Here is a 25074-nt window from a genome sequence, read left to right as displayed (position 1 = left end):
GGAGAAGCTGAAGGGACACCCGCTGTTCGCCCACATCACGCTGACCCGCTCCGAGCGCTCCCCGATCGCCGCACTCGTCACCGAGATGCTGGAGGGCCTCGAGATCTGACGGCAAGGCCTCTGCCCGCCCCCGCACCGGGGCTGCCGCGCCCTTGGCAGCGACAGTGCCACCCACTCCGGGAGGGGCCCGGCCCCGTACGTCGACCGCGTCCGACCACGCCCACCCACAACCCCATGGAGGAGGTGAGGACCGTGACGGCGGACCGCAACGCGCACATCCGCCGTGCCGGCTCTGCGTACGTCCCGTCGAGAGCCGCCGAGGAGCGGATCGTCGAGCGCCGGAACGATCTGGAGGTCTTGGAGGACGCCGAGCGCGCCTAGGTCCCGGGACATCGACCACCGGCAGATCGGCCACGGCCAGCGGGGTCCGCGCCCCGCCCGAACGTCGACGGCAGTCGCACGGGACGGCCGTGCGCCTCCAACCCTTCGAGCACGTCACCCAGCCGCACTGCTCGGCCCCTCCCCGGTACCGGGCACCTCCTCGAACGTGGCGCCAGCACATGCGCGCATCCGACATCTCTCCCGCGCCGCCGCCCGCCGCCTATCTGTGCAGTCCGCCGCAGAACCCGACGGCGGCCACACGGGACGACCCGGCGGAGACCGGCGGGCATCCCCCACAGGCACCGGACCTCTGAGGAGCACATCCGGCGGGGCACTCGCCCCGACCCGCCCTCCACCTTCGCCGGCTGATCGGGCATGGTCGCCGGTACCTCGCCGGGCCTCGGACTCCCTTTGCCGGAGCCGTTGCGGCCGACGACGGAGGGCAGAGCGCGTCGAGGGTGTCCAGCCGGGAGGGCAGGTCGGTGACGCCGTCCAGGACGTGGGTGTGGGGCACGGTGGCGAAGTCGGCGTCGCTGTGCGGTCGCGGGTGGCGGGGGGAGGGACCGGCCATGGTCTCGAGTGCGTAGGCGACGGCGGTGGTGTGGCCGGCGGTGCCCGTCGGGATGCCGACGGCGTCCAGCGTGAGAAGAGGGGTAGGAAGAGGGGTAGGAAGGGGGGCGGCAGCCGTGTCGGTCCACGGGGCCGGACTGGCCCGGTTGTGTCAGGCGCCGGGGCGACGGGTCCATACTTGTCCTTACAAGATGCCGATTGTTCACCTGGAATGCCTCGGCGCGTGGGTGGCCGTGCGGGCGGGGCGGGGTTCCTCCGCAGGTCATCTCATGTGATCGGAAGATGTCATGACAGGAGGTGGGGTGGGCGGTCCACGTCACCTGTAGGGTCAGGTCCCGTGAAGGAATCACTGCACGGTGTCGTCGCCGCCCAATTGCGCCAGCGGATCCGGAGCGGCTCGTTGAAGGTGGGTGAACTTCTGCCCTCGGAAGCCGAGTTGTGCGAGGAGTTCGCAGCCTCGCGCACTCCGGTGCGCCAGGCGCTGGCGACCCTTCGGGAGGAGGGGCTGATCAGCGGGGGGCAGGGGCGGCGGTCGGTGGTGCTGGATGCGGTGCCGTCGCAGCCGTTCGAGTCGCTGCTGTCCTTCACCACCCGGGCCCGGCTGACCGGGCACAGCCCGGGGCAGCGGTTGCAGGAGATCGCGCTGCGCAGGCCGCAGGCGGCTGTCGCGGCGGCACTGGAGGTGGACGCGGAGGCGCTGGTGGTGCAGTTGTTGCGGCTCCGGTTGCTGGACGGCCGGCCGGCGATGCTGGAGCGGATGACGTACACCGAGGCGGTGGGCCGTCCGCTGCTGGGCGCGGATCTGGACGCGGGCTCGATCTACGCGTTGCTGACCGAGAACGGGGTGGAGCTGGCCGCCGCCCGGCACACCTTCGACGCGGTCTCCGCCGACGAGGTCGACGCGCAGCTGTTGGACGTCGAGGTGGGCGCGCCGCTGCTGCGCGAGCGGCGGCTCACCAGGGACGCCCAGGGGGTGCCGGTGGAGTGGTCCGAGGACCGCTATCGGCCGGACGTGGCGAATGTGACGGTCACCAACACCCGCTCCGTGCGTTCGGCGCAGCTCTAGGCAGCGGCCGCGCCACCGGCCGGGCGTGGTCACCGCGGGTGCGGGGCGAGCGCCTGGCGCGGTGCGGTGCCGGTGCGGGCCGCTTCGATGGCCTCCTGGATCCGTTCCAGCGGGTGGGCGGCGGCGACCAGGGACGCGAACGGGTAGGTCTCGTGATGGGCCGCCAGGAAGCCGACGGCGGTGTCCAGGTCGCGGGGGTGGTAGTTGTGGACGCCGGTGACGGTGTGCAGGCCGCGCACCAGGCGTTCGGGGTCGAGGGCGACGGCGGGGCCGGGTGAGACGGAGCCGACCAGGACGGCCCGTCCGCCGACGGCCAGGGAGTCCAGGCAGCGCTGGACGGCAGCAGGATGGCCGGAGAAGTCGAGGGCGGTGTCGGCCTCGCCGGCGTCCTCGGCGGTGTCGAAGGCGGCGATCGCGCCGAACCGCAGGGCCTGGGCTCGCCGGGTGGGGTCGGGGTCGACCGCGCTCACCCGGGCACCGGCGGCGGCGGCCATCGCGGCGGCGGTCAGGCCGAGCATGCCCGCCCCGGTGATCAGGACCCGCTGCCCGGCCGGCGCGCCCGCGGCGGCGAGGGCGGCGGCGGCGGTGGCGGTGGCGCAGGAGGCGGGGCTGGCGACCTCGTCGGGCAGGTCGGCGGGCACCGCGACGACGGCGGTGCCGGGCAGCACCACGCAGTGGGTGGCGAAGCCGCCGTTCAGCGGGGCGCGGGGGGACCACGGCTCGTGGCCGTACTTACGCAGGCTCAGGCACTTGTGCGGCAGGCCGCGCCGGCACCGCTCGCACCGGCCGCACGAGGCGGCCACCGACCAGACCACCCGCATCCCCTCCTCGACCGGTGTGCCGTCCACGCACCGCACGCCGTCGGCACCCACGCCGACCACGGTGCCCACCTGCTCGTGGCCGAGCAGCGCGGGGACGGGCGAGGGGCGGCGGCCCTCGACCGTGTGCAGGTCGCTGCCGCACACGGTGGCCAGGTCGATGCGCACCAGCAGCTCGCCGCGGCCTGGGGTGCGGGCGGTGACGCCCTCCAGCAGGGAGAAGGGTCTGTCCACCCCCTCCCACCGGGCGATGCGGACCGGGATCGAGTCAAGGGAAACACTCATGCGTCGAACTTGTCATGGATATTCGCATCAATCAAGTACTTGTCATGATAAGTGAGGCGAAGATCGGGTGAACCCTGCTCCCGCGCCCATGTCCAAGGGCGGTGCGGGAACAGGGGTGCGGGAGCAAGGGCGCGGACGTGCGGATCAGGCCGGATGGCCGAGGTCGGTCGCGGTGCGGTGGACCTCGAAGAGGCGCCTGCCGTCGCGGTTGATCCAGGTCGCGGTGAGCGTGGCCGGGGAGACCGTGGTGTCCGCCACGAGCTTGAGGAACACGTACGGCTCGACGGCGCTGGCGACCAGGGCCGGATGCGGGGTGTTGAGGCTGGCGATGGTGCTGCCGTGCAGCGGGCTGATGATGAACTGCCACAGGTCGTAGCCGATCCGGGGCCCGTAGTTCAGGGCGCGGGAGACGTGGACGTCGCCGCTGACCAGGAAGCAGCCGGGGATCCGCTCGGCGGCGAGGAAGTCGAGGATCGCGTCCTTCTCGTACTGGTAGGTGGCCCAGTCGTCGGTCTCCGAGTTGCCTTTGTCGTCCCAGATCATCCCGGAGGCGATGGCCTTGAACGGGGCGGTACTGGCCCGCAGCGAGGCACGCAGCCAGTCCCACTGGACCTGGCCGAGGCAGGTGGTCTTCGTGTGGTCGGCCCAGCTGGGACCGGTGTTGCTGAACCACCGGGGATCGAGCAGGAAGACCTCCACGGGGCCACGGCGGAAGGAGGTGTAGACGGCCTGGCCGGCCGTTCTGGCGGTCAGACGGGTGCCGTCGTCGGCATGGCCGAAGGAGGCGTTGGCGCGGTAGTCGACGAAGGCGGTGCGGGTGTTGACCTTGCCGCCGAAGGAGCCGTTGACGCCGTTGCCGCCGAAGTCGTGGTCGTCCCAGGTGCCCCAGGTCGGCATGGCGGCGACCATGCGGGCGATCTCCGGCTGAGCGAGGAACGTGCGGTGCTTGGCCCGGGCCACGGCCAGGTCGCCGGAGTCGACGTAGGGAGTGTCGCCGAGCAGCACGAAGCTGTCGCAGCCCTCGTCGACGACGCGGGTCCACACCGTGTTCGGGGTGGACGGGGCGCACGAGCCCAGACCCATGGTCACCACGGCGGGCTCCCCGTCGGCCGGTGCGGTGGCGAAGGAGCCGCTCAGCGGGGTGAAGCCGGGGGCGGCGACCTTCGGGGCGAGGGTGAACTCGTAGCGGGTGCCCGGTCGAAGGCCGGGGACGTCGGCGAGCAGGGTGTTGTCGTTGGCGGTGGAGATCGACGCGTCGACACCGGTCGACCAGCCGTCGGCCCGGCGTACGGTGCAGCGCCACCCGGGGTGGACCGCCGGGTCGAGGCCGGGACGGGCCCAGAGGCGCGCAGTGGTGGTGCCGACGTGTCCGACCAGCGGGCCGACCGGGGCCTGCGGTGGCATCGGGGTGGGCGGGACGGCGGGGGCGGTGCCCGCGCGCACCCGGCCGACGTAGCCGGCCAGCGCGGTGAAGAAGGTGACGCTGTCCCGCACCGCCGCGGCGGGCTGGATCGCGACGCCGCTGCTGTTGAAGCACTTGTCAATGGTCAGGCTGCCCACCAGGAACCGGCCCGCGCCGTGCGCGCCCTCCAGCAGACAGGGATCGGCGTCGCCGGCGGTGCACGCCATCAGCACCCGCATCGAACGCCACGAGCCGACGGTCTCCCAGCTGACCCGGATGCCGGAGGCCCGCCCGGTGAACACCTTGCCGGAGCTGACCGGCAGCGCCGCGACGAGCGGGTGGTCGGCGGCGGTCGGCAGCACGGTGTCGTAGTCGGCATCGGTACGCACCGCGCCGAGTACGGGCGGCAGGTAGGTGACCGTGGCGCCGAGCTGGTCGGACTGGGCCAGGTCGAGGACCACGCCGCCGCCGGCCACGAAGTCGCGCAGCGAGGCCGCCTGCGCGGAGACGTAACCCGGGTACTGGGAACCGTTGTTGGTGAAGCTGCCGAAGGCGATCAGGTCGACGCCCTGGGCGGTCGCGGACCGGCTCACATCCAGCGGGACGACGGTGAAGCCGGCCCGGCGCAGCAGTTCGGCCAGGCCGGTGGCCCTGGTCCACCGGTCGGAGTACTCCAGTACCGCGGCGCGGGGCGACGCGGTGGTGGCGGCGTGGGCGGGAAGGGTGGCGACGGCGGTGGTCAGGGCGGCTGCGCCGCCGACCAGGAAGGACCGTCTGTGCATTCCGTCTGGGGTCATGGTGGTGTTCCTCCTTCGACGGCAACCGTCGCAGCGAGGATGGCTCATCAACAAGAACCTATAACTACAAGTCATGCAGTGTTCACCTGAACGGTTTCGGTGCCGGGTGGCTGCGATGACGCCCGCAGGTGCGCTCGTGCGGCGTCGGCGGGCCACCGGGACAGGTTCGCTGACCTGGGCGGTAGGGCGGCTGCGGCCACGTCGGCCGCCGGACGCACGAGGTCACGGGTGGGTGAACAGGAAATGACTTGTCACAACAAGTAGTTGACCTCGGCCCGCCGAAGCTGTCAGCGTTCCGGTGCCGGCCCCAGAGCGGCGCCCCGTCCGGTGATACCGGGCCGCGCACCCCGCCCCGGCTTCTCTCCCGCTGCTCACCCCGGAGCCCACCGTGCGTCCTCGTCCCCTCGCCCTCGTCGTCACCGGCGCCCTCCTCGCGCTGTCCCTCACCGCCTGCGGCAGCGACGGCGGCGCTTCCGCCGCCGGGAAGTCCGCCACCTGCCCGGGCGGAAAGATCCGCTTCGGCGTGGAGCCCTTCGAGGACCCCGCCAAGCTCACCCCGGCCGCCAAGGTCCTGGCCGACGCCCTCGGCGAACAGCTCAACTGTCCCGTCCAGCTCACCATCACCGAGGACTACTCCGCCGAGGTGCTCGCCCTGCAGAACGGCAAGCTCGACGTCGCCATGTTCGGCCCGCTCGGCTACGTCTTCGCCAGTCGGCGCGCCGGTGCCGAGGCCGTCGCCTCGTTCGGCGACAGCGGCGGCAAGGTCTCCAGCTACACCGCCGGCATCTGGGTGCCCGCCGACTCGGCCGTCCACGAGGTCAAGGACCTCGCCGGGCACTCGCTCGCGCTGTCCTCGGTCGGCTCCACCTCCGGGGACGCGCTGCCCCGCAAGGCCCTGCTCGACGCCGGCCTGAAGACCGCCGACGTCAAGGTCAACTACGCCGGCGGCCACGCCGAGTCGCTGCTCGCCCTGGCCAAGGGCACCGTCGACGCCGCCGAGATCAACTCCCAGCAGCTGGCCAGCGCCACCCAGTCCAAGGCCTTCGACCCGGCGAAGTTCCGCAAGGTGTGGGCCTCCGACGCCATCCCCAACGACCCCATCACCGTCCGCGGCAACCTCGACCCCGCGTTCAAGAAGGCCGTCGCCGACGCCCTCCTGCACCTGCCCGGCGACAAGGTCGGGCAGATCGGCGCCCTGCTCGCCGTCAAGCCCGCAGCGCCCCTGGTCGCCGTCGACAAGGCCACCTACCAGCCGCTGTTCGACCTGGCGGCCGCCCTCAACCTGACCGACAAGGACCTCTGATGCTGGTGCTCTCCGGCATCACGGTGCGGTACGGCCCGCGGGAGGTCCTGCGCGGGGTGGACGTCACCGTCCCGCGCGGCGAGTTCCTCGCGGTGCTCGGCGCCAACGGCTGCGGGAAGTCCACCCTGCTACGCGCCGCGGCCGGACTGGAACCGGTGGCGGAGGGCACGGTGACCGTCGACGGCAGGGCGGGCGACCCGCTCGCCCTCGCCATGGTCTTCCAGCAGATCCACCTGGTGCACCGGCGCACCGTCCTCGACAACGTCTGCGCCGGCGCCCTGGGGCGGTTGCCGCTGCGGCACTCGCTCCACCCCCGCCTGTTCCCGCGGGAACTGCGGGAGGAGGCGATGGCCTGTCTGGACCGGGTCGGCCTCGCCGACCGCGCCCACGACCGGGCCGACCGGCTCTCCGGCGGGCAGCAGCAGCGCGTCGCCGTCGCCCGAGCGCTCTGCCAGCGCCCCGAGGTGATCCTCGCCGACGAACCGGTCTCCGCCCTCGACCCGGCAGCGTCCGAGCAGGTGCTGGCGCTGCTCACCGAACTCGCCCACCAGGAAGGGCTGGCCGTCGTCGCCGTGCTGCACCAGCCCGTGCTCGCCGCCCGGCACGCCGACCGCGTCATCGGCCTGCGCGACGGCCGGGTGCTGCTGGACGGCCCGCCGGACCAGAACCTCGACATCCTGTACCAGCCCGCACTCGCCGAGAGCGTGTCATGACACCTGTACCCCGCGCCGTTCGCGGCCTCCCCGTCCCGCGCCGCCCCCGGCGGCCCCGCACCGTGGCCAGGGTGCTGGTCGTGGCCGCCGCCGTGGCCGCCGCACACGTGGTCGCGTGGAACACCACGGACATGTCGCTCACCGCGCTGGCCGAGGGCTGGCACGGCATGGCCGAGTTCCTCGGCGAGGCTTTCCCGCCCAAGCTCGACCGGGCCATCCTGCAGCCGAGCCTGTCCGCGGCCCTGGTCACCCTGTGGATCGGCCTGCTCGGCACCACGCTGTCGATCCCGCCGTCCCTGGCCCTGGCCCTGCTCGCCGCCCGCGAGGTGGCCCCGTCCGGCCTGGTCTACCAGGCGGCGCGCTCGCTGCTGTCCTTCCTGCGCTCCGTGCCGGACGTGGTCTTCGCGCTGATCTTCGTCACCGCTGTCGGCCTCGGCCCGTTCCCCGGCGTCCTCGCCCTCGTCTGCCACAACGTCGGTGTCATGGGCAAGTTGTGGGCCGAGGCGATCGAGGACGCGGACCCCGGCCCCTCGCAGGCGCTCAGGTCGGCGGGCGCCGGCCGCGTCCAGGTCGCCCTGCACGCCCTGCTGCCGACCGCCACCCCCCGGCTGGCCGGACTGCTGCTCTACCGCCTGGACGTGAACGTCCGCGCCTCGCTGGTCCTCGGGCTGGTCGGCGCCGGCGGCATCGGCTTCCTGATCAACCAGTCGATCAAGCTGTTCCGGTTCGACGAGATGCTCACCCACATCCTGGTGGTGCTGGTGCTGATCGTGGCGGTCGACCGTCTGTCCGCCGCCGTCCGCCGACGCCTGGCCTGAACCGCTTGCGGGGCGCTGCCTTCCACCACCCGACCGGGCACGCGAGGCGGTGCCGTACCCGGCGGAACCGCGACGCATCCTGAGCGGGGAGACGATCAGGGCCTCGGGTGGACCGGTCATCCGAATACCGGGCCGGCGTGCACAGGACTTCCAGCGGGGGTCCTGAGACCCAACGCTTCCGGTCGACCGCTCGGCCCACCGCCTACCGGGCCGCCGCAGAATGCGACCGTTCGCCGCACACCCGTGTTGGATTCCTGGCGGTGCGTGCCGGCGTGCGTTGGGATACGCCGTGGGAGCGAACCCTCTGGTGGGTGTGGGCGCCGATGGCTCGGGAGCCCCCGCGTCCGGGTGGGACCCCCGGACCGGCCGGCGCCTCGAACGAGTGCTCGGAATCCGTGCGGCCGTGACAGTCGGCCAGGCAGACACCCGCGTGAGCAGGACGCGGTCCCTGCGGGAGCTCGTCCTGGTCCGCGGCCGGCACCTGACGGATGGAGGACGCCCGGGCTGCCGCCGACGCGCTGCCCGACGACCCGACCCCCTGGGTGGTGCTGCTCGGGATCCTGCGCGAGCTGTTCGCCGTCTTCCGCGAGGTGATCTCATGTGCCACCTGGAACCGCGACGCGCACCTGCAGATGCTGCGCTACCTGTCGCCGGAGGCATGCGGTTCGCGCACCGGTCGACGAGCACGCCCGCATCACGGCGCGGGGGAGCATCGAGGCACTGCTTGTTCGCCGCCGATGGACGAACCAGCGCGCCGCCCGGGTGCTGGACGCGGCGCCGGCCGACTGGCCCCGCCCCGGCCACCTTCGCCACGCGGCCGCCCTGGCCGACCTGAACCTGCTCGCCTTCGCCCTCACCCCGGGCAGGCCTTCCCCAAGCCCCACCTGCCATCGGTCCGCCCCGCCCAGGTGTCGGGGAGTCTGCGGGCGACCGGACCGGGGCAGCAGTCGACGCTCTCGCGGAGGGCCTGGTCGGGATCGGCGCCGGGGACGCCCACGTTTCCTCACTCCGGCCACCGGCCCGCGCCGCGTACCGAGCCGCTCGTCCGCCATTCAGGCTCGCCGCCCCGACTGCATGCACCGGCCAGTAGTCTGGAAAGCCGCCAGTCCATGCAGCGAATGTTGATCCGCGGGTCCGGTCGACGGCCGCCCCCCCGGCTCCCTCCCTGGAGGCGCCATGGCGTCACTGCGAGCCCTCGCCATCGCCCTCTGCCTCGGCGTCGTGGCGCTCGGCAGCGCCGCCTGCGGGAACGAAAGTCACCCCGATCCAAAGGCACCGAACGTCGCAGCATCCGCCGCCGAGGCCGGCGGTATGGACGCGCTGGTCCGGGCGGCGCAGCAGGAGGGTGCTCTGACCGCCACCGCGCTGCTGCGGCACTGGGCGAACTACGGGGGTCTGATCGACGGGTTCGAGAAGAAATACGGGATCAAGGTCACCGTCGACAGTCCCGACAACGGCAGCCAGGACGAGATCGACGATGTGAAGCGCTACCGCGGCGAGGATCAGGCCCCCGACGTGCTTCAGCTCGGTGACTCCTTCGCGGAGGCCGCCGCCGAGGAGGGCTTGCTCGCGCCCTACCGGACCGCCACCTACGGGCAGATCCCGGCGAACCAGAAGGACCCCGAGGCCCGCTGGTACAACAGCTACGGCGGTTATGTGTCGATCGGCTGCGACGCGGCCCGCGTGAAGACCTGCCCTGTCTCCTTCGCCGAGCTGCTCGAACCGGAGTACAAGGGCATGGTCGCTCTGAACGGCATCAACCCCAACTTCGCCGGGTCGGCCTTCGCCGGTGTGTATGCCGCGGCCCTCGCGAACGACGGTTCGTTCGACGACATCCAGCCGGGCATCGACTTCTTCGGGCAGCTGGTGAAGGTGGGGAACCGGAACCCGGGCAACCCCGTGCCGGAGTCGATCGTCAAGGGTGAGACCCCGATCTCCATCAGCTGGGACTTCCTCAACCTCCAGCACGTCGACGCCCTGCGGGGCCAGGGGGTGGACTGGAAGGTCTCCATCCCCTTCGACGGCAGCTTCTCCCTGTACTACGCCCAGGCGATCAACAAGGATGCCCCTCACCCGGCGGCGGCCCGGCTGTGGGAGGAGTACCTCGCCAGCCCCGAGGGCCAGAACCTGCGGCTCGCGGGATTCGCCCGCCCGGTCCTGATGGAGGCCATGGCCAAGGACGGCACCCTCGACCAGAACCTCGCCGCCATGCTGCCCACCGTGGAAGGCGGGACACCGTCCTTCCCCACCCCGGCACAACTGAAAGAGGCGCGACAGGTCGTCAAGGAGAACTGGGACAAGGCCGTCCCGCCGCAGCCCGAGTCGCCGTCCTGACACCGCAAGCTCCCTGGCGAGCGGCGGAGGTTCCATGTCCACGGCGCGAACCCGGCGAATCACGTCCTCCGGGGCGGCCTCCGGCGGACTGACCTTGTCCGTCAGGTCCGAGAGACGAGGGCGCGACCCACACCGCCCGCCCCACGTCCTCATGGCCCCCGAATCTGCTGGTGATCCCCGGATGCCGGACGTGGCGTCCGCCGGCCTGGTGGGGCTGCGGTGACCGGCCGCCCCGCCTGGTGCGGGGCGCAGGCTACCTCCCCGAACGACACCGGAAAATCTGCGCCCGCCGAAGTAGACATTGCCGGGCGCCGAACGGCAGCACAAGAAGACATTCGGTCCTCGGCCCCGTCGTCCGCCGCTCCACATCACAGACCATGATCGCTATCGTGGTGGTGACACCGGCGGCAGGACCTCCCCGGTAAGTAGTCCTGCTGCCCTCGCCGCCAGAATCCGGCCGCCCGACCGAAGCGGTGCGCCGGCCACCTGCCCGCTGATCGTCCGTGACCACTGGTTCGATCGGAACCAGCGGTCACGTGTGGTGCCCCGTCGGGTTGCCCGCGCGGCTGACGAGGCGAGGCCGAGGAGCGGCCCGTCAACCGGCAGGCGGGAGGACACACCTCGCCCAGACCGTCTTTCCATCCGGGTGGCATTGCGCGCCCCACTCGTCGGCCAGGTGATCGACCAGGGCGAGGCCGTATCCGCCGTGTGCTCCCCGGCCGGCTGCGGGGCGCACGGCGGGGAGCGTCGCGCTGTGGTCGTCGACCTCCAGTGTCAGCACCCCGTCGTCCCAGCAAAGGCGCATCTCCATGACGCCGCCGGCGTGCCGCCAGGCGTTGGTCACCAGCTCCGAGGCGATCAGGATCGCGGCTTCCGCGCCGTCGCGGACTGCGGGGTCCGCAGCGGTGGACACCCCGAGTTCGGCCGTCACGCACCGCACCGCGGCACGGGCCCGGCGGGTGGGGGCGGCATCGCCCTCCATCCCGACACGACAGGTGGGTCTGTGGTCCTCGGCGCGCCGGGCGGGCGGCCGGGGGTGCTGAGTCCAAGACATGTGAATCACCGCTTTCGGATCCGGGCCCGGTGAGTTGGGCCGAAGGGAGAGGAAGAGGACCGGCCTACGGCATTGGCTGTGCGGCTAGGCCGGGGCCTCGTCCGTCGACAGGGGCTCGATGCGGTGTCCCCCGGCTCTGCGGTCACGCAGCCACACAGCGGTGAACACCAGTACGCAGACGGCAGGCAGCATGCTGACCGTGGCGAAGGTGCTCGCGGCACCACGTCCGTCGATCAGCCCTCCCATCCACGGCACCGTCAGCGCGGTGGCGAGCATGCCGCCGGAGCCCATGAGTGCCAGGACGAAGGAACCGCCTTCGGGGAACCGTTCGGCCACCACGCCGAGCATGGTGGGCCACAGCCGGCCGATCCCGAGGGCGAAGACCGCGGCTGCACCGTAGGCGACCGGGGCGCTGCGGGCGTGTGCCAGCAGTTGGAGTCCGACTGCGGCGAGCGCACATGAACCGGCCAGTACGGCGACCGGGCTCCGGCGGCCGATGAGTCGGCCGCCGATGGTCCGGGACGCGAACATGATGCCGTTGACGAAGGTCAGGACCAGGATCCCGGGCGCACCTGCGAGCTGGTCGAGGGTGTCGGGGATCCACTGGCCGGGCCCGAGTTCGGTGGACGCGGTGAGCAGCATGCAGCCCAGGAGGACCAGGAAGACGGGCCGGCCGGCGGTACGGAACACCTCCCTGCCGGTCACGGCGGCGGCGACCCGCTCGGTGCGGGGGAAGCGCAGGGGGAACAGGAGCGCTCCGTACGCGAGCACCAGCAGGAGGATCGCGCCGAGTTTCGCCTGCCAGCCCATGCCTGCGCGGGTGAATCCGAAGCCGACCACGCCGCCGGCGATGAGACCGGCGGCGAACCAGGCGTGGAAGGTGTTGAGCCGCGATGTCTTGTTCGCGGGGTAGAGGGTGGCGACGAGCGGGTTCGCCGCGGCCTCGATGAGTCCGTTGCCCAGCCCGACGACCAGCGTTCCGGCGAACAGGGCGCCGAACCCAGGTGCTGCGAGAGTCGCGACCAGCCCGGTGAGTTGGGCGACGAAGGCGCACGTGAGGATCTTCTTGGCGCCCAGCACGTCCACCAGCAGACCGCCGCCCAGGATGGCGCCGACGTAGCCGTAGAAGGCCGCACCGGCGATCAGGCCCAGGTGGTAGTGGTCGAGCGAGAAGTCGTGCCCCAGCGCGCCCATGATGTCCCCTCGTACGGAGAACGTCATTCCGGTGGCGGCGAGTGCGACGCAGCTGCCGGCGAACAGGCGGCGCAGGTGGAACGGGGCGGCCGTACCGGCCTCGGGTCTGGGGCCGGAATTGAGCGTGGTCATGGCAGGCTCCGGTTTCGGGGGGCGGGAGCATCAGGGCAACCGGGCGGCAGCCAGGGGGAAACGGCGCCCGGCGGAGGGGACAGCCGGGGGCGGACGACGCCCGGCGGAGAGGCGGCCGGGCTCAGTTGCCGGAGCCCGCCTGGGCGATGTGGTGCCGGAGGATCCGGGCGGACTGCGCGGTGTAGTCCTCGTAGAGCCTCTCGGGAAGCACTCCGGAGGCGTGGTCCCGCAGCCACTTGATCATGCCCTGGCTGAGGGGTTCGTCGGCGGCGTCGGCGATCTGCCGGTCGGAGACGGGCGTGCGGTCGATGGCGGGCATGAACTCCACCGACAGGTGACCGTCGTAGCCGACGGCGGCGAGTTCGGCCAGCAGGGCCGCCCAGTCGATCGCTCCCGACCCCGGTGGAAGCCGGTTGTTCTCGGCGACGTGGAAGTTCACCAACCGGTCGGCACAGCTGCGAATGGCGGATCTCCAGTCGGCTTCCTCGATGTTCATGTGGAAGATGTCCAGGCAGACGCCGCAGCCGTCCCCCACCTCCTCGGCCAGGCGCAGTGCCTGGTCGGCCCGGTTGATGAGGTAGGTCTCGTAGCGCGTCAAGGGCTCGATGGCGAGCCGGACGCCCCGGTCGCCGGCATGGTCCTGCGCCCTGCGGAGGGCCGTGACGTACCAGCCCCACTCGGAGGCCGCGTCCGCCATCGGCACCAGCTTTCCGACGGTGCAGGGTACGGTGACGAAGGTCCCGCCCAGCTCGGCGGTGAGGTCGATGGTCTCCATGAGGTAGGCCAGGCTGGCCTGCCGGATGAAGGAGTCCTCATGGACGAGGTCGCGGCCGCCCATGAAGAGCGCGAGGCCGCCCGCACAGGAGATGTCGTGTTCGGCCAGCAGCCGCCTGACCGTCGGGAGGTCCGTGCCGTGCGGGTCGGCGGAGATCTCGATGGCGTCGTAGCCGTACCGGGCCAGCCTGGGAACGGTGACCTCCAGCGGCTCCGGACGCATCCAGTTGTGCATGGACAGGCGCATGGTCATGGCGTGGCTCCTGGCGTGGTGGATGAGGAGAAGTCGTGTCCGGCGCGGTCGAGCAGCTCTACGGTCACGAAGCTGAGAGTGGTGTCGCCGTCGTTGTGCAGGTCGTGGATCACCGGCGCGTCCTTGTCGCGGGTGAAGTACTGGGTGTCGCCTACGGCGTACGAGCGGCCGTGCTGCTCCCACACACTTCCGGTGAGCCGCCACTGCCGTGCCGTGCCCGGCGCGGTGCACGTCCAGAAGTAGTCGAGGGCGTGGCAGTGGAGCGGCGCCCGGTCGCCGGGTTCGAGGCGGACCTCCCAGACGCGGACGGCGCCGTTCTCGAAGAGGAGGCGGGTGCCCACCTCGCGGTTCAGGGGTGCTGCCTCCACCTCCCGAGCGGGCGGCCCGACGGGGGCTACGGCGGGGTTCGTCGCTTCGGCGGTCTGTTGGATTCCCATACAGCGAGAATGAACCGTGCCAGGCCGTAAGTCTAAGATTTCTTTTCTATTGATTCACATAGGATTTCTCTATATGTAGCCTGGATGATGTGAGCCTCAGGCAATTCGAGTACTTTGTGGCGGTGGCCGAGGAAGGCACCCTGAGCCGTGCCGCCGCGCGGTTGTCCGTCGCCCAGCCATCCCTGTCCCAGCAGCTCAGGGCCCTCGAGCGCCGGGTCGGTGGTCCCTTGTTCGAGAGGCTGCCGCGCGGCATGCGGCTGACCCCGGCCGGCCGCGCGTTCCTTCCGCAGGCGCTCGCCACGTTGCGGGACGCCGAACGGGCCTACCGCTCCGCCCGGGCGGCGACCAGCGGCGAGACCGCAGAGCTCGAAATCGCCACCGTTTCGTCTATCGCGGCCGGCATCCTGCCGAACGTCATCCGCGCCTGGCACGACCAGCACCCCGGGTGTCCGATCCGGCTCGACGAGTTCAGCCATCGCGACCTCCTGGAACAGCAGGTGCGCAACGGCATGGGCGACCTCGCGGTGGGTCCGCGGCCCCGTGCCTGGGACGGCCCGGTGATACCGCTCGGACACGAGGAGTTCGTCGTGGTGCTTCCCCACGGCCATCCCTGCCTCGGCGACGGCCGGGCGACGCCCGCCACCGGAGTCGCGCTGCACGACCTCGCCGACCAGGAGTGGGTCCTGTTCGGCCAGGGACACGGTCTCAACGACCTGATCGCCGGATACTGCTCGACCGAGGGGTTCCGGCCGGCGGCCGCAGTACGCACCTGGCAGGTGGACGCGGCGGCGCGGCTGGCCGCTGCGGGGGTCGGACCGGCGCTCCTCCCGGACAACGCGCTGCCGGCGGGGCTCGACGCCGTCGTGGTGCCGTGCCGGCCCAAGCGCTTTCGCGCCCTCACCTGTTACCTGCGCAGCGAACCGCACGGGCTCGTGCGCCAGTTCGTCACGGCCCTCCAGGAGTCACCCCTGGGGCTGGTGCGGCACCCGGACGGCCCGGACGCCGGCTGACCGGCGAGGCCCTGCCGAGGGGCCGGCGCGGCTCGGGAGCGGGTAGGGCTCTACCAGCCGGGGTGGAAACGGCGATCGCCCGTCAGGAGTGGTTCCTCACGCCGCTGTGGCGCCCGCAGTACCTCAACCGGCGGCACCGGCCGCGCGCCCTTGTGCCACGACCTCCCACCCTGCCGGGGACTCCGGAGCAACGAGCCGATCGACAGGGCGGGACCCGTCGATCGCCACCTCCGCCTCCGGTCCCCACGGGTGCACCGGTGCCGCGCCGCCCGGCCGTGCTCCGCGGCACCGGTGCACCCGTGGGCAAGCCCGGTGCAGCCAGGGAGCACCCGGGCCCCGGCCGACTGGCTAGCGTCAGCCCTGTTCGCAGTCACTCCGGCAGACCTTGGCGACGGCCTCCCCGTGCCCCGGCGGGCCGGACCGGCACGCCCCGGACCGCACGTCTCCTCCACCCATCGGAACAGGGACCATGACGACCAGTGAGAGTTCCCCGGCCGGAGCGCCGGATGGCCGGCGCTTCGAGCCCGATCTGCGCGGCATGACCCGGATCAACCTGCGGCCGATCGCCTCGCCGATGCCGCTCGGGTTCTACACGGTCGGGATCGCCTCGGTGATGGTCGGCTGCTTCCAGCTCGGCGTCTTCGAGGACGGCGCGCGGCGGGCGGTGGGCCTGGCGATCCTGCCGGCGTTCGTCCTGCAACTGGTGGTGGCGGTGTTCGCCCTCGGTGCCCGGGACGCCTTGGCGGCCACCCTGATGGCCTGCTTCTCCGGTCTCTGGCTGGCGAGTTCGCTCGTCCTGGTGGTCGATCCGGTCGGCGGGACCAGCGTCCTGGGCGTGCTGAACGCCACCTTCGCGCTGTTCGCCCTGATGATGGCGGCGGTCGCGGGCCGCAAGCGGGCGCTCTGGCTGGTGCTGTGCACCGCGGTGCCCCGGTTCGCGGTGGCCGCGCTGTCCAACCTGACCGGCGTCGCCGGGCTGGGCACCCTCTCCGGCGCTCTCGGGCTGCTGCTCGCGGCCGTGGCCCTCTACACGGCGTTCGCGCTGATGCTGGAGGACATGCGGGGCGAGGAGGTTCTGCCGATCGGCCGCAGCGGCCCCGCCCACCACGCGGTGGAGGGCGATCTGACGGTCCAGCTGCGCGACCTCGAACGCCAGGCCGGCGTGCGCCGCACCCTCTGAACTCCTCCTGAAAGCGACGATCATGGCTGACTCCATGCCCGTCGGCGGCACTGTGCCCGCTGCCGGTCCGCCCCAGCACCCCGCCGACCTCGTCCTGCGCAACGCGAAGATCCACACCGGCGACCGGGCCCGGCCCGAGGCCTCCGCGCTCGCCGTCCGCGACGGCCGCGTCCTCGCCGTCGGGGACGAGCACGCCGTCGCGGCCCACATCGGTCCGGACACCCGGGTGGTCGACGCTCTGGGCCGGCGGGTCGTGCCCGGGCTCAACGACTCCCATCTGCACGTCATCCGCGGCGGGTTGAACTATGTGCTGGAACTGCGCTGGGACGGCGTGCGCTCGCTGCGCCAGGGTCTCGCGATGCTCCGCGAGCAGGCGGCCCGCACCCCGAAGGGCCAATGGATCCGGGTCGTCGGCGGGTGGACGGCCGAGCAGTTCGCCGAACGCCGGCTGCCCACCCCGGCGGAGCTCAACGCCGCCGCCCCGGACACCCCGGTCTTCGTCCTGCACCTCTACCAGTCGGCGATCCTGAACCGGGCCGCCGTGCGCGCGGCCGGATTCACCCGCGACACCCCTGATCCGCGCGGCGGGCAGATCGTCCGGGGCCGCGACGGCGAACCCAACGGCGTCCTGCTGGCCGCCCCCGGCGCGCTCGTGCTGTACTCGACCCTGGCGAAGGCGCCCGTGCTGGACGAGGTGGACCGCAAGACCTCCACCCGGCACTTCCTGCGCGAACTCAACCGCTTCGGCCTCACCTCGGCGGTGGACGCCGCCGGCGGCTTCCAGAACTTCCCCGACAACTACGCCACCGTCATCGAGCTGGCCCGCGAAGGGCGGCTCACGCTGCGCATCGCCTATCACCTGTTCCCGCAGACGGCCGGACAGGAGCTCGACGACCTGCGCCGCTGGGTCGAGACGGTCCGTCCCGACGAGGGCGACGAGTGGCTGCGGCTGAACGGCGCGGGGGAGAACCTCACCTGGGCCGCCGCCGACTTCGAGAACTTCAGCGAGCCCCGGCCCGAGCTCGAGGCCGGTTACGAGGGCCGGTTCGAGCAGGCCGTGCGGCTGCTGATGGAGCACGGCTGGGGCTTCCGGCTGCACGCGACGTACGACGAGACCATCCGGCGCGACCTCGCGGTCTTCGAGAAGCTCGCCGCGGACGGGCTCTTCCCGGCCGGCAACCGCTGGCTCTTCGACCACGCCGAGACCGTCTCCCCGCACAGCCTGGAGCGGATCGCCGCACTCGGCGGTGCGATCAGCGTGCAGAACCGGATGTCCTTCCAGGGCTCGGCGTTCGTCGACCGCTACGGTGCCGAGGCCGCGGCCCGGACCCCTCCGGTGACGGAGATGCTGGCGCTCGGCCTGCCGGTCGCGGCCGGCACGGACGCCACCCGGGTGTCCTCCTACAACCCCTGGGTGGCCCTGCACTGGCTGGTGACCGGGCGGACCGTGGGCGGTCGCGCGCTCTACCCGCCGCAGCGGCTGCTCTCCCGGGAGGGCGCGCTGGAGTTGTACACCCGCGGCGGCGCCCGGATCACCGGCGAGGAGGAGGTGAAGGGGCTCCTGAAGGAAGGTTTCCTCGCGGACTTCGCGGTGCTCTCCCACGACTACTTCACCGTCCCCGCCGAGGACATCCCGCACATCGAGGCCGTGCTGACCGTGGTGGGCGGCCGGCTCGTCCACGCGGTGGCCGAGTACGAGGGCCTGGACGAGGCGGCGCCGCCGATCAGCCCCGGCTGGAGCCCGGTCGCCCGCTTCGGCGGCTACCAGGCCTCCCTGCCGCCCTCGAACTCCGGCGCCCGGCAGGCCGACCGCCTGGCCGAGGTGGCGGCCGACGCCGAGGAGCAGTACCGGTGGCGGCTCGCCCGCGGCCTCGAACCGACCGGCCCGGCCGGCTTCGTCGACCCCTGCTACGGGGGCTGACCCACCGCTCCTCCGTCCGACACCACCTGACCGACAGACCGACCGACCCCGACCGTCCCTCTCAAGGAGTTGACAGTGACCGACCTCGCCTTCGACCTCGCCGACGTCTCGGCCCGGCCCAGCCCGGACCTCATTTCGCCCGACAACGCGGTGATGCTGTTCGTCGATCACCAGCCGCAGATGTTCTTCGGCGCCGCGAGCGCCGACCGGGCCGGGGTCATCAACGCGACCGTCGGCCTGGCCAAGGCCGCCCGGGTCTTCGACGTGCCGGTGGTGCTCTCCACCGTCGCGGCCGAGTCCTTCTCCGGCCCGATACTGCCGCAGCTGCGCGCCGTCTTCCCCAAGCACGAGGTCGTGGACCGCACCTCGATGAACGCCTGGGAGGACGCCGCGCTGGTCGAGGCCGTCAAGGCCACCGGACGCCGCAAGATCGTGCTCTCCGGCCTCTGGACCGAGGTCTGCCTGGTCCTGCCGGCGCTGTCCGCGCTCGCCCAGGGCTACCAGGTCTACGTGGTCGCCGACGCCTCCGCCGGTGTCACGCCGGCCGCACACGAGCACGCCCTCCAGCGGATGACCGCGGCGGGCGCGGTGCCGGTCACCTGGCTCCAGGTGCTGCTGGAGCTCCAGCGCGACTGGGCCCGCACCGAGACCTACGCGGACACCCTGGACGTGGTCAAGGAGCACGGCGGCGCGTACGGGATGGGCGTGGTCTACGCGCAGTCCATGATCGACCCGCACGCCGCGGGCTGACCGGAACGGAACGGGACCATGAACACCGGTCTGCTCATTCTCCGCCTGGTGACCGGCCTGCTGATCGCCGGCCACGGCATCCAGAAGGTCAGCTTCCGGCTCGACGGCAGCGGCCTGGCCGGCGGCACGGAGGAGTTCCGGCACGACGGCTTCCGCGGTGGGACGCTCACCGCTCTCGCGGCCGGAGCCGGCCAGATCGGCTCGGGCCTGCTGCTCGCCGCCGGTGCGCTGACCCCGCTCGCGGCGGCCGGCGCGGCAGGGGTGATGACGGTCGCCCTGACCGTGAAGTGGCCGCACGGCCTCTGGGTGCAGAAGGACGGCTACGAGTACCCGCTGGTGCTGATCGTCGTCGCCACCGTGCTCGCACTCACCGGGCCCGGCCGCTACTCCGTCGACCAGGCCTTGGGGCTGGCGCCCTGGGCCGCCTGGTGGGTCGCGGTCACCCTGCTGGGCGGCGTCGGCAGCGGACTCGCCGCGCGCGTTCTGCTGCACCGCCCCGAGCCGGTGACTGCCCGCCCCTGAGGCCGGCCTCCGCCTGCTCCATCCCCACAACGGCCCGCCCACCACACGCGGCGGGACCACCTCCCCAGGCCCGGCCCACCGGCCCGGCCGCAGCACCGACACCGAAAGGCGCACCATGCCCTTCATCACGCTCTCTGACGGTTCGCAGAAGTTCTTCAAGGACTGGGGCACCGGCCGTCCGGTCGTCCTCTCGCACGGCTGGCCGCTGAACGCCGATGCCTGGGACAGCCTCGCCGTCGCCGTCGCCGAGGCCGGCTACCGGGTTGTCGCCCACGACCGGCGCGGGCACGGCCGTTCCACCCAGACCTGGGACGGCAACCACATGGACCAGTACGCGGACGACCTGGCCGAGCTGCTGGAGCGGCTCGACCTCACCGACGCCGTCCTGGTCGGCCACTCGACCGGAGGCGGCGAGGTGGCCCGCTACCTCGGCCGCCACGGCAGCTCCCGGGTGCGCAAGGCCGTCCTGCTCGGCGCCGTCCCGCCGCTGATGCTGCGGACCGAGGCGAACCCCGAGGGCACACCGATCGAGGCCTTCGACGGCATCCGGGCCGGCGTCGCCGCCGACCGGTCGCAGTTCTACTACGACCTCAGCGAGGCCTTTTTCGGCTTCAACCGGCCCGGCGCCGAGGTCTCCGAGGGCAAGCGCCGCGAGTTCTGGCTCCAGGGCATGCAGGCCGGCCTCAAGGGGGCCCTCGACTGCGTCGAGGAGTTCTCGGAGACCGACTTCACCGAGGACCTCCAGAAGATCGACATCCCGGTCCTGGTCGCCCACGGCGACGACGACCAGATCGTTCCGATCGCCGCTTCCGCCGAGAAGGCCGTGAAGCTGCTCGCCCAGGGCGTCCTCAAGGTCTACCCGGGCGCCCCGCACGGCCTGGTCGGCGCCTACGAGGCCGCGTTCACCAAGGACCTGCTGGAGTTCGTCGGCGCCTGACCGTGCCCGAGCGCGGCCGACCGCACCGACCGCGCTCGGCCGCGCCGGTCCTGCCGGTCCACCGGTTTCATCGGCCACGCACCACCGCGGCACCGCACGCCCCGCGGTTCCCTCACCTGCGCCGACGCGCGGCTGAGGGGCCCGTGGGCGTTCCCGGCCCGGCACGTGCACGGCTGACGGGCGGTTAGCCTTGACCATTCCCGGCGACGGGTCGCCGTCGGCGACCCAGACCCGCCGGCTGCCGCGCGCAAGCGCGGGCACAACGATCTGCGGACCTTCTCCGGGAGGTCGCCGGCCCGGAGGAGCGACGGTGCAGGAGGTGTGCGGCCCGTCCCTGATCGGTCGCCGGCGGGAGACGGACCTGCTGGACGCGGCACTCACCCGGGCGGCCGACGGCGCGGGCGGTTCGGCCGTCTTGGTGCGGGGCGAGCCCGGCGTCGGCAAGACCACGCTGCTGGAGCGGACGGCCCGCGAGGCGCGTGAGCGCGGGTTCACCGTCCTGCGGGCGGTCGCCACCGAGGCGGAGACCGACTTCGCGTTCGGGGCGCTGCACCAGGCACTCTGGGCCCTGCTGAGCGGCTCCCGGACGCTGTCGGTCCATCAGCGGGCGGCGCTCGAAGCCGCCCTGGGCGTCCAGGCCGGTGCGGCGCCGAGCGGGTTCGCCGTCGGTGCCGCCGCCCTGGCCCTGCTGGCCGAGGCGTCGCTGGGCGGCCCGCTCCTGCTGCTGCTGGACGACCTGCACTGGATCGACTCCTCCAGCGCCACGGTGTTCGCGTTCGTGCGCCGGCGCTGCGCCGAGCTGCCGCTGTTGATCGTCGGCGCGAGCCGGCCGGGCGGCCCGGTGGCCCAGTCGTGGTCGGCCGAGCCCATCGAGGTGCGGGCGCTCTCCGAGCCGGACGCCGCCCTGCTGCTGCACCGGAGTTACCCGCAACTGGCGGCGACCACCGCCCGGCGGGTCCTGCGGGAGGCGGCCGGCAACCCGCTCGCGCTGGTCGAGCTGCCGCGCCAGCTGGCCGCGGAGCAGCAGCGGGGCGTCGTCCCGCTGCCGGACCACCTGCCGCTGGGGTGCCGGTTGGAGCGGGTGTTCGCCGGGCGGCTCGCCGCGGTGACCCCGGCGGCCGGACATCTGCTCCTGCTGGCGGCCCTGGCCGCCGGGCCGGACTCCTCGGGCGGGGTCTGGCTGCGGGCCGTCGCCGGCGAGGACGCCCGGGAGGCGCTGGAGCAGATCGAGGCCGGTGGCCTGGCCCGGCTGGATGCGGCCGGGCGGCTGGTCTTCCGTCACCCGCTGGTGCGCACGGCGGTGATCTCGGCGGCCTCGCCGGCCGCTCAGCGCGAGGCCCACCGCGCGCTCGCCGGCTGCCTGGCGCCGGAGGACCCGCAGCGGCTGATCCACGAGGCGTCGGCGGCGTTGTTCCCGGACGAGGACCTGGCCCGCCGCCTCCAGGAGGCCGGCAGCCGGCTGGCCCGCCGGGGCGGCGACGCGGAAGGAGCACTTCTGCTGGACCGCGCCGCCGCGCTCAGCGCCGACGCCGACGAGCGCGCCCGGCGGCTCACCTGGGCGGCCGTGATGGCGGCCCGCGGCGGGCAACTGCGGCACACCGCGGCCCTGGTGGAGGAACTGAGGAGGCGGCCGGTGCCGCCGGACATCGCCCCGCTGTTCGCCTACGCGGTGGTGTACGTCGACCAGAGCCACCGGATCGACTTCGAATCGGCCGCCGTGCTGCTGCCCGCAGCCCTGGACGCGCTGACCGCCCCCGACGCCGAGCCCTTCGACGGGCTGGCCGAGCAGGTCTTCTTCAAACTGCTGCTCACCGCGACCTACACCGACGACCCGAGGGCCTGGCAAGCGCTGGACCGCCACCGTGAGCACGTCTCCGAGCCCGCCCGGCTCTGCCACCGAGCCTGGCTCGACCCGGCCCGGACCGCCCGCGGGGTGGCCCGGGAGCTGAGCGTGATGGTCGACCGGATGAGCGAGGCGCAGGAGGCGGGCGCGGCCTGGCTGCTGCTCTGGACCGCCTCGGCGGTCGACGTGGCCGACGGAGACCTGTGGCGGCGCTTCACCGGCCTGCACGGCTACGCCACCCAGGGCTCCGTCGCGAAGGCCAAGTGCTACCAGGACTTCCTGCGCGGCCGCTGGGACCTCGCGGCCGTCTGCCTGCGCGAGGCCGAGGCGGCGGAGGAACTCGGCTACCACTGCAACGCGTTGATGTTCCGTCACTACCACGCGCACTTTCTCGCCGGTCGGGGCGACGAGGCGGGGCTGGCGGCGACGGCAGGGTTGATCCGGCCGGTGGCGGCCCGCGCCGGGATGCGGTTCGTACTGGACCGGCTGGCCCACCTGGAGGGCCTGGCCGCGCTGGCGCACGGGCGGTACGAGGATGCGTACACGCACTTCACCGGGCTGACCCCGGCCGGGCGACTGCCCGGCGGCCTGCCCTGGTTCCACCAGCTGGCCTTCGACCTGGCCGAGGCAGCCGCGCACACCGGCCGACGCGGTGAGGCCCGCGCCCTCCTCGCCGCCGGGCCGTTCGAGCGGCCCGGCGAGATCTCCGGCCACCACGCCTTCCTCTTCGCCGCGGCGGCCGCCCTGGTGGCCGAGGACGACACGGCCGACGACGCCTACCGCGCCGCGTACCGGATACCGGGCGCCGAGCAGTGGGTCTTCGAGCTGGCCCGGCTGCGGCTGGCCCACGGCTCGTGGCTGCGCCGCCGCCACCGGGCCGAGGCCCGCGAGGTGCTTCGCACGGCGCACCGGGCCTTCCGGCGGCTCCAGGCCGAGCCGTGGGCCCTGCGCTGCGAGGAGGAGCTGCGCGCCTCGGGCGGCCCGCTCGCCCCTGAGCTGCGCCGGGTGCCCGACGCGCTGACCGGTCAGGAGCTGCGCATCGCCCGGCTCGCCGCGTCCGGCCTGAGCAACAAGGAGATCGGCCACCGGCTCGGGCTCTCGCACCGCACCGTCGCGGGGCACCTGTACAAGATCTTCCCCAAGCTCGGCATCGCCTCGCGGGCGGCGCTCACCCGCGCCCTGGAGGGCCACTGAGGCTGCGTGGCCGGACGTACCCGCCCGCCCCCGCCGCCCGTCAGCCGCTGTGCCCACTGTGCTCGCCGCGCACTCCGTCGTGCCTCACGGCGCACGGCTGCCCGCGTTCGGCGGAGCGACAGTCAGATGACCTGGGTGACCCTGAGCTCCCCGGCGCAGGCTGGTCGTGCGGGGGTTCGGCCGCGCATGCCAAGAGAAGGGACTGCCCGGTGAACCTGCGGGTCACGACAGCTGCGGTGCCGGACGGGGAGAAGGCGGTGCACTGGGGCCGGGCGGTGTCGTACGCCCTGGCGCCGGTGGAGGTGGTGCCGCTCGCCGACGGCCCGTTCGACGGCCGGCTGGACTCGCACCGGCTGGGCTGCCTGCGGGTCTCCACACTGGAGGCGGACGCGACGCGGCTCTCCCGGACGCCGGGCCTGATCGCGCGCTCGCCCGGGGCGGAGGCCCAGGTGGCGGTGGGCGTCCAGGTGTCCGGCCGTGCCGTGCTGATCCAGGACGGCCGTCGGGCCGAGGTGGCGGCCGGCGACCTCGTGCTGTACGACACCGCGCGGCCCTACTCGGTGGACTACCCGCAGCGCTTCCGCTCCCACGTGTTCCACCTGCCGCACCGGCTGCTCGGTGTGCCGGAGGCCGAGATCCGTCGCGTGACCGGGCGCGCCGTCACCTCGCGGGAGAGCCTCGGGGCCGTGCTGCTCCCGTTCCTCGGCACCCTCGCCGACGCCGCGCCCAGCTACCCGGCGGCCGTCGGCGACCTGCTGGCCGGCAGCGTCGCCGACCTCTTCGTCACCCTCGTCGACGAGCTCGCAGGCCGGCCGGCCGCCGCCCCCGACGACGCGAACGCCCACCTCGTCCGGGCGGTCCGCACCCACATCGACCGCCATCTCGGCAATCCCGGGCTGACCCCGCAGAGTATCGCCGACGCCCACCGCATCTCGGTGCGGTACCTGCACCGGCTCTTCGAGGGCGAGGGGGTGACGGTGAGCCGGCTGATCCAGCGCCGCCGGCTGGAGGAGTGCGCCCGGGAGCTCAGCCGGCGCAGCCGCAGCGCGCCGACGGTCTCGGCGGTCGCCCAGCGATGGGGGTTCGCGAACCCCGCGCACTTCAGCCGGGCCTTCCGGGCCGCGTACGGCACGTCCCCGCGCGAGTGGCGGGCACGGCGCGCCGAAGAGGCCTGACGGCGGCACGCCGGGACGGCCGTGCACGGTGGGGCCGATTCCGGTTCCCTCTCGGCACCGTTGCGCAGCGGCCGCTGCCTAGCGTGGCGAGGTGCCGGGCCGGGAGCTGCGGCCCCGGGCCGGAACGGCCTCCGGCACGGTGGCAGTACCCGCCGCTCGTCCCCGGTGCCCGGAACCGTCGCGTGGCCACCGCCCGCCGCGGGGCCGGCAC

Annotated in this window: 20 protein-coding genes; 14 read left to right on the top strand and 6 right to left on the bottom strand. The window is 73.0% G+C overall.

From position 1 onward, the window contains the following. Positions 1–234: 234 nt before the first annotated feature. Together AB0K43_RS11065 and AB0K43_RS11060 are read left to right on the top strand one after the other, a co-directional pair. The gene (locus AB0K43_RS11065; RefSeq protein ID WP_363638184.1) at positions 235–381 is read left to right on the top strand and encodes a hypothetical protein; all 147 of its coding nucleotides are present in this window, start codon (positions 235–237) and stop codon (positions 379–381) included. A gap of 907 nt (positions 382–1288) precedes the next feature. Beyond that, complete coding sequence (locus tag AB0K43_RS11060) at positions 1289–2017, top strand: GntR family transcriptional regulator (protein ID WP_363638182.1); 729 nt, start codon at positions 1289–1291, stop codon at positions 2015–2017. 29 nt (positions 2018–2046) lie between these two features. Here the strand turns inward: AB0K43_RS11060 and AB0K43_RS11055 are convergent, their stop codons facing one another. Together AB0K43_RS11055 and AB0K43_RS11050 are read right to left on the bottom strand one after the other, a co-directional pair. Further along, positions 2047–3120: a zinc-binding dehydrogenase gene (locus tag AB0K43_RS11055; RefSeq protein ID WP_363638180.1), complete on the bottom strand. Its 1074-nt coding sequence runs from the start codon at positions 3118–3120 to the stop codon at positions 2047–2049. A 144-nt stretch (positions 3121–3264) separates the two neighbouring features. Then, a complete protein-coding gene (locus AB0K43_RS11050) occupies positions 3265–5319 on the bottom strand; it encodes an alkaline phosphatase D family protein (protein ID WP_363638178.1) in 2055 nt (684 codons plus the stop codon). Positions 5320–5707: 388 nt separating this feature from the next. Between AB0K43_RS11050 and AB0K43_RS11045 the strand changes: the two genes are divergently transcribed. The 4 genes from AB0K43_RS11045 (at position 5708) to AB0K43_RS11030 (ending at position 10487) form a co-directional block, all read left to right on the top strand. Beyond that, positions 5708–6622, top strand: coding sequence for a phosphate/phosphite/phosphonate ABC transporter substrate-binding protein (locus tag AB0K43_RS11045; RefSeq protein WP_363638176.1), 915 nt, complete (start codon positions 5708–5710; stop codon positions 6620–6622). After that, positions 6622–7335, top strand: a complete 714-nt coding sequence (locus tag AB0K43_RS11040) for an ATP-binding cassette domain-containing protein (protein WP_363638174.1) — start codon at positions 6622–6624, stop codon at positions 7333–7335. The genes AB0K43_RS11045 and AB0K43_RS11040 overlap by 1 nt, the downstream gene beginning before the upstream one ends. Continuing rightward, positions 7332–8153: a phosphonate ABC transporter, permease protein PhnE gene (gene phnE / locus AB0K43_RS11035; RefSeq protein ID WP_363638172.1), complete on the top strand. Its 822-nt coding sequence runs from the start codon at positions 7332–7334 to the stop codon at positions 8151–8153. The genes AB0K43_RS11040 and phnE overlap by 4 nt, the downstream gene beginning before the upstream one ends. A gap of 1176 nt (positions 8154–9329) precedes the next feature. Continuing rightward, positions 9330–10487: an extracellular solute-binding protein gene (locus AB0K43_RS11030; protein ID WP_363638170.1), complete on the top strand. Its 1158-nt coding sequence runs from the start codon at positions 9330–9332 to the stop codon at positions 10485–10487. A 595-nt stretch (positions 10488–11082) separates the two neighbouring features. Here AB0K43_RS11030 and AB0K43_RS11025 read toward each other — a convergent pair. The 4 genes from AB0K43_RS11025 to AB0K43_RS11010 form a co-directional block, all read right to left on the bottom strand. Beyond that, positions 11083–11469: an ATP-binding protein gene (locus tag AB0K43_RS11025; RefSeq protein WP_363638168.1), complete on the bottom strand. Its 387-nt coding sequence runs from the start codon at positions 11467–11469 to the stop codon at positions 11083–11085. Positions 11470–11625: 156 nt separating this feature from the next. Next, the gene (locus tag AB0K43_RS11020) at positions 11626–12867 is read right to left on the bottom strand and encodes an MFS transporter (RefSeq protein WP_363638166.1); all 1242 of its coding nucleotides are present in this window, start codon (positions 12865–12867) and stop codon (positions 11626–11628) included. A gap of 121 nt (positions 12868–12988) precedes the next feature. Continuing rightward, positions 12989–13894: a sugar phosphate isomerase/epimerase family protein gene (locus AB0K43_RS11015; protein ID WP_363638164.1), complete on the bottom strand. Its 906-nt coding sequence runs from the start codon at positions 13892–13894 to the stop codon at positions 12989–12991. Further along, complete coding sequence (locus tag AB0K43_RS11010) at positions 13891–14262, bottom strand: hypothetical protein (RefSeq protein WP_363638162.1); 372 nt, start codon at positions 14260–14262, stop codon at positions 13891–13893. The genes AB0K43_RS11015 and AB0K43_RS11010 overlap by 4 nt, the downstream gene beginning before the upstream one ends. A gap of 158 nt (positions 14263–14420) precedes the next feature. Here AB0K43_RS11010 and AB0K43_RS11005 point away from each other — a divergent pair, with 158 nt between their 5' ends. The 8 genes from AB0K43_RS11005 (at position 14421) to AB0K43_RS10970 (ending at position 24863) form a co-directional block, all read left to right on the top strand. Further along, positions 14421–15341, top strand: a complete 921-nt coding sequence (locus AB0K43_RS11005) for a LysR family transcriptional regulator (RefSeq protein ID WP_363638160.1) — start codon at positions 14421–14423, stop codon at positions 15339–15341. 469 nt (positions 15342–15810) lie between these two features. Beyond that, positions 15811–16521, top strand: coding sequence for a GPR1/FUN34/YaaH family transporter (locus AB0K43_RS11000; protein WP_363638158.1), 711 nt, complete (start codon positions 15811–15813; stop codon positions 16519–16521). A gap of 22 nt (positions 16522–16543) precedes the next feature. Beyond that, positions 16544–18442 carry an amidohydrolase gene (locus AB0K43_RS10995; RefSeq protein ID WP_363638156.1) on the top strand — a complete coding sequence of 633 codons (1899 nt, stop codon included), beginning with the start codon at positions 16544–16546 and terminating at the stop codon, positions 18440–18442. A gap of 75 nt (positions 18443–18517) precedes the next feature. After that, positions 18518–19192, top strand: a complete 675-nt coding sequence (locus AB0K43_RS10990) for a hydrolase (protein WP_363638154.1) — start codon at positions 18518–18520, stop codon at positions 19190–19192. A gap of 18 nt (positions 19193–19210) precedes the next feature. After that, on the top strand, positions 19211–19714 hold the full coding sequence (locus AB0K43_RS10985; RefSeq protein WP_363638152.1) for a DoxX family protein: 504 nt from the start codon (positions 19211–19213) through the stop codon (positions 19712–19714). A 115-nt stretch (positions 19715–19829) separates the two neighbouring features. Then, positions 19830–20651: an alpha/beta hydrolase gene (locus tag AB0K43_RS10980; protein ID WP_363638150.1), complete on the top strand. Its 822-nt coding sequence runs from the start codon at positions 19830–19832 to the stop codon at positions 20649–20651. 310 nt (positions 20652–20961) lie between these two features. Continuing rightward, positions 20962–23688, top strand: coding sequence for a BREX system ATP-binding domain-containing protein (locus AB0K43_RS10975; protein ID WP_363638148.1), 2727 nt, complete (start codon positions 20962–20964; stop codon positions 23686–23688). A gap of 209 nt (positions 23689–23897) precedes the next feature. Then, entirely contained in the window at positions 23898–24863 is a 966-nt protein-coding gene (locus tag AB0K43_RS10970; protein ID WP_363638146.1) for a helix-turn-helix domain-containing protein, read from the top strand. The last annotated feature ends 211 nt before the right edge of the window (positions 24864–25074 follow it).

Origin of the sequence: Kitasatospora sp. NPDC049258 (assembly GCF_040678895.1) — a bacterium.
In the GTDB taxonomy this organism is placed as follows: Bacteria; Actinomycetota; Actinomycetes; order Streptomycetales; family Streptomycetaceae; genus Kitasatospora.
The sequence above is the reverse complement of the archived record's forward strand: the minus strand, read 5'-3'. Positions and strand labels throughout refer to the sequence as shown.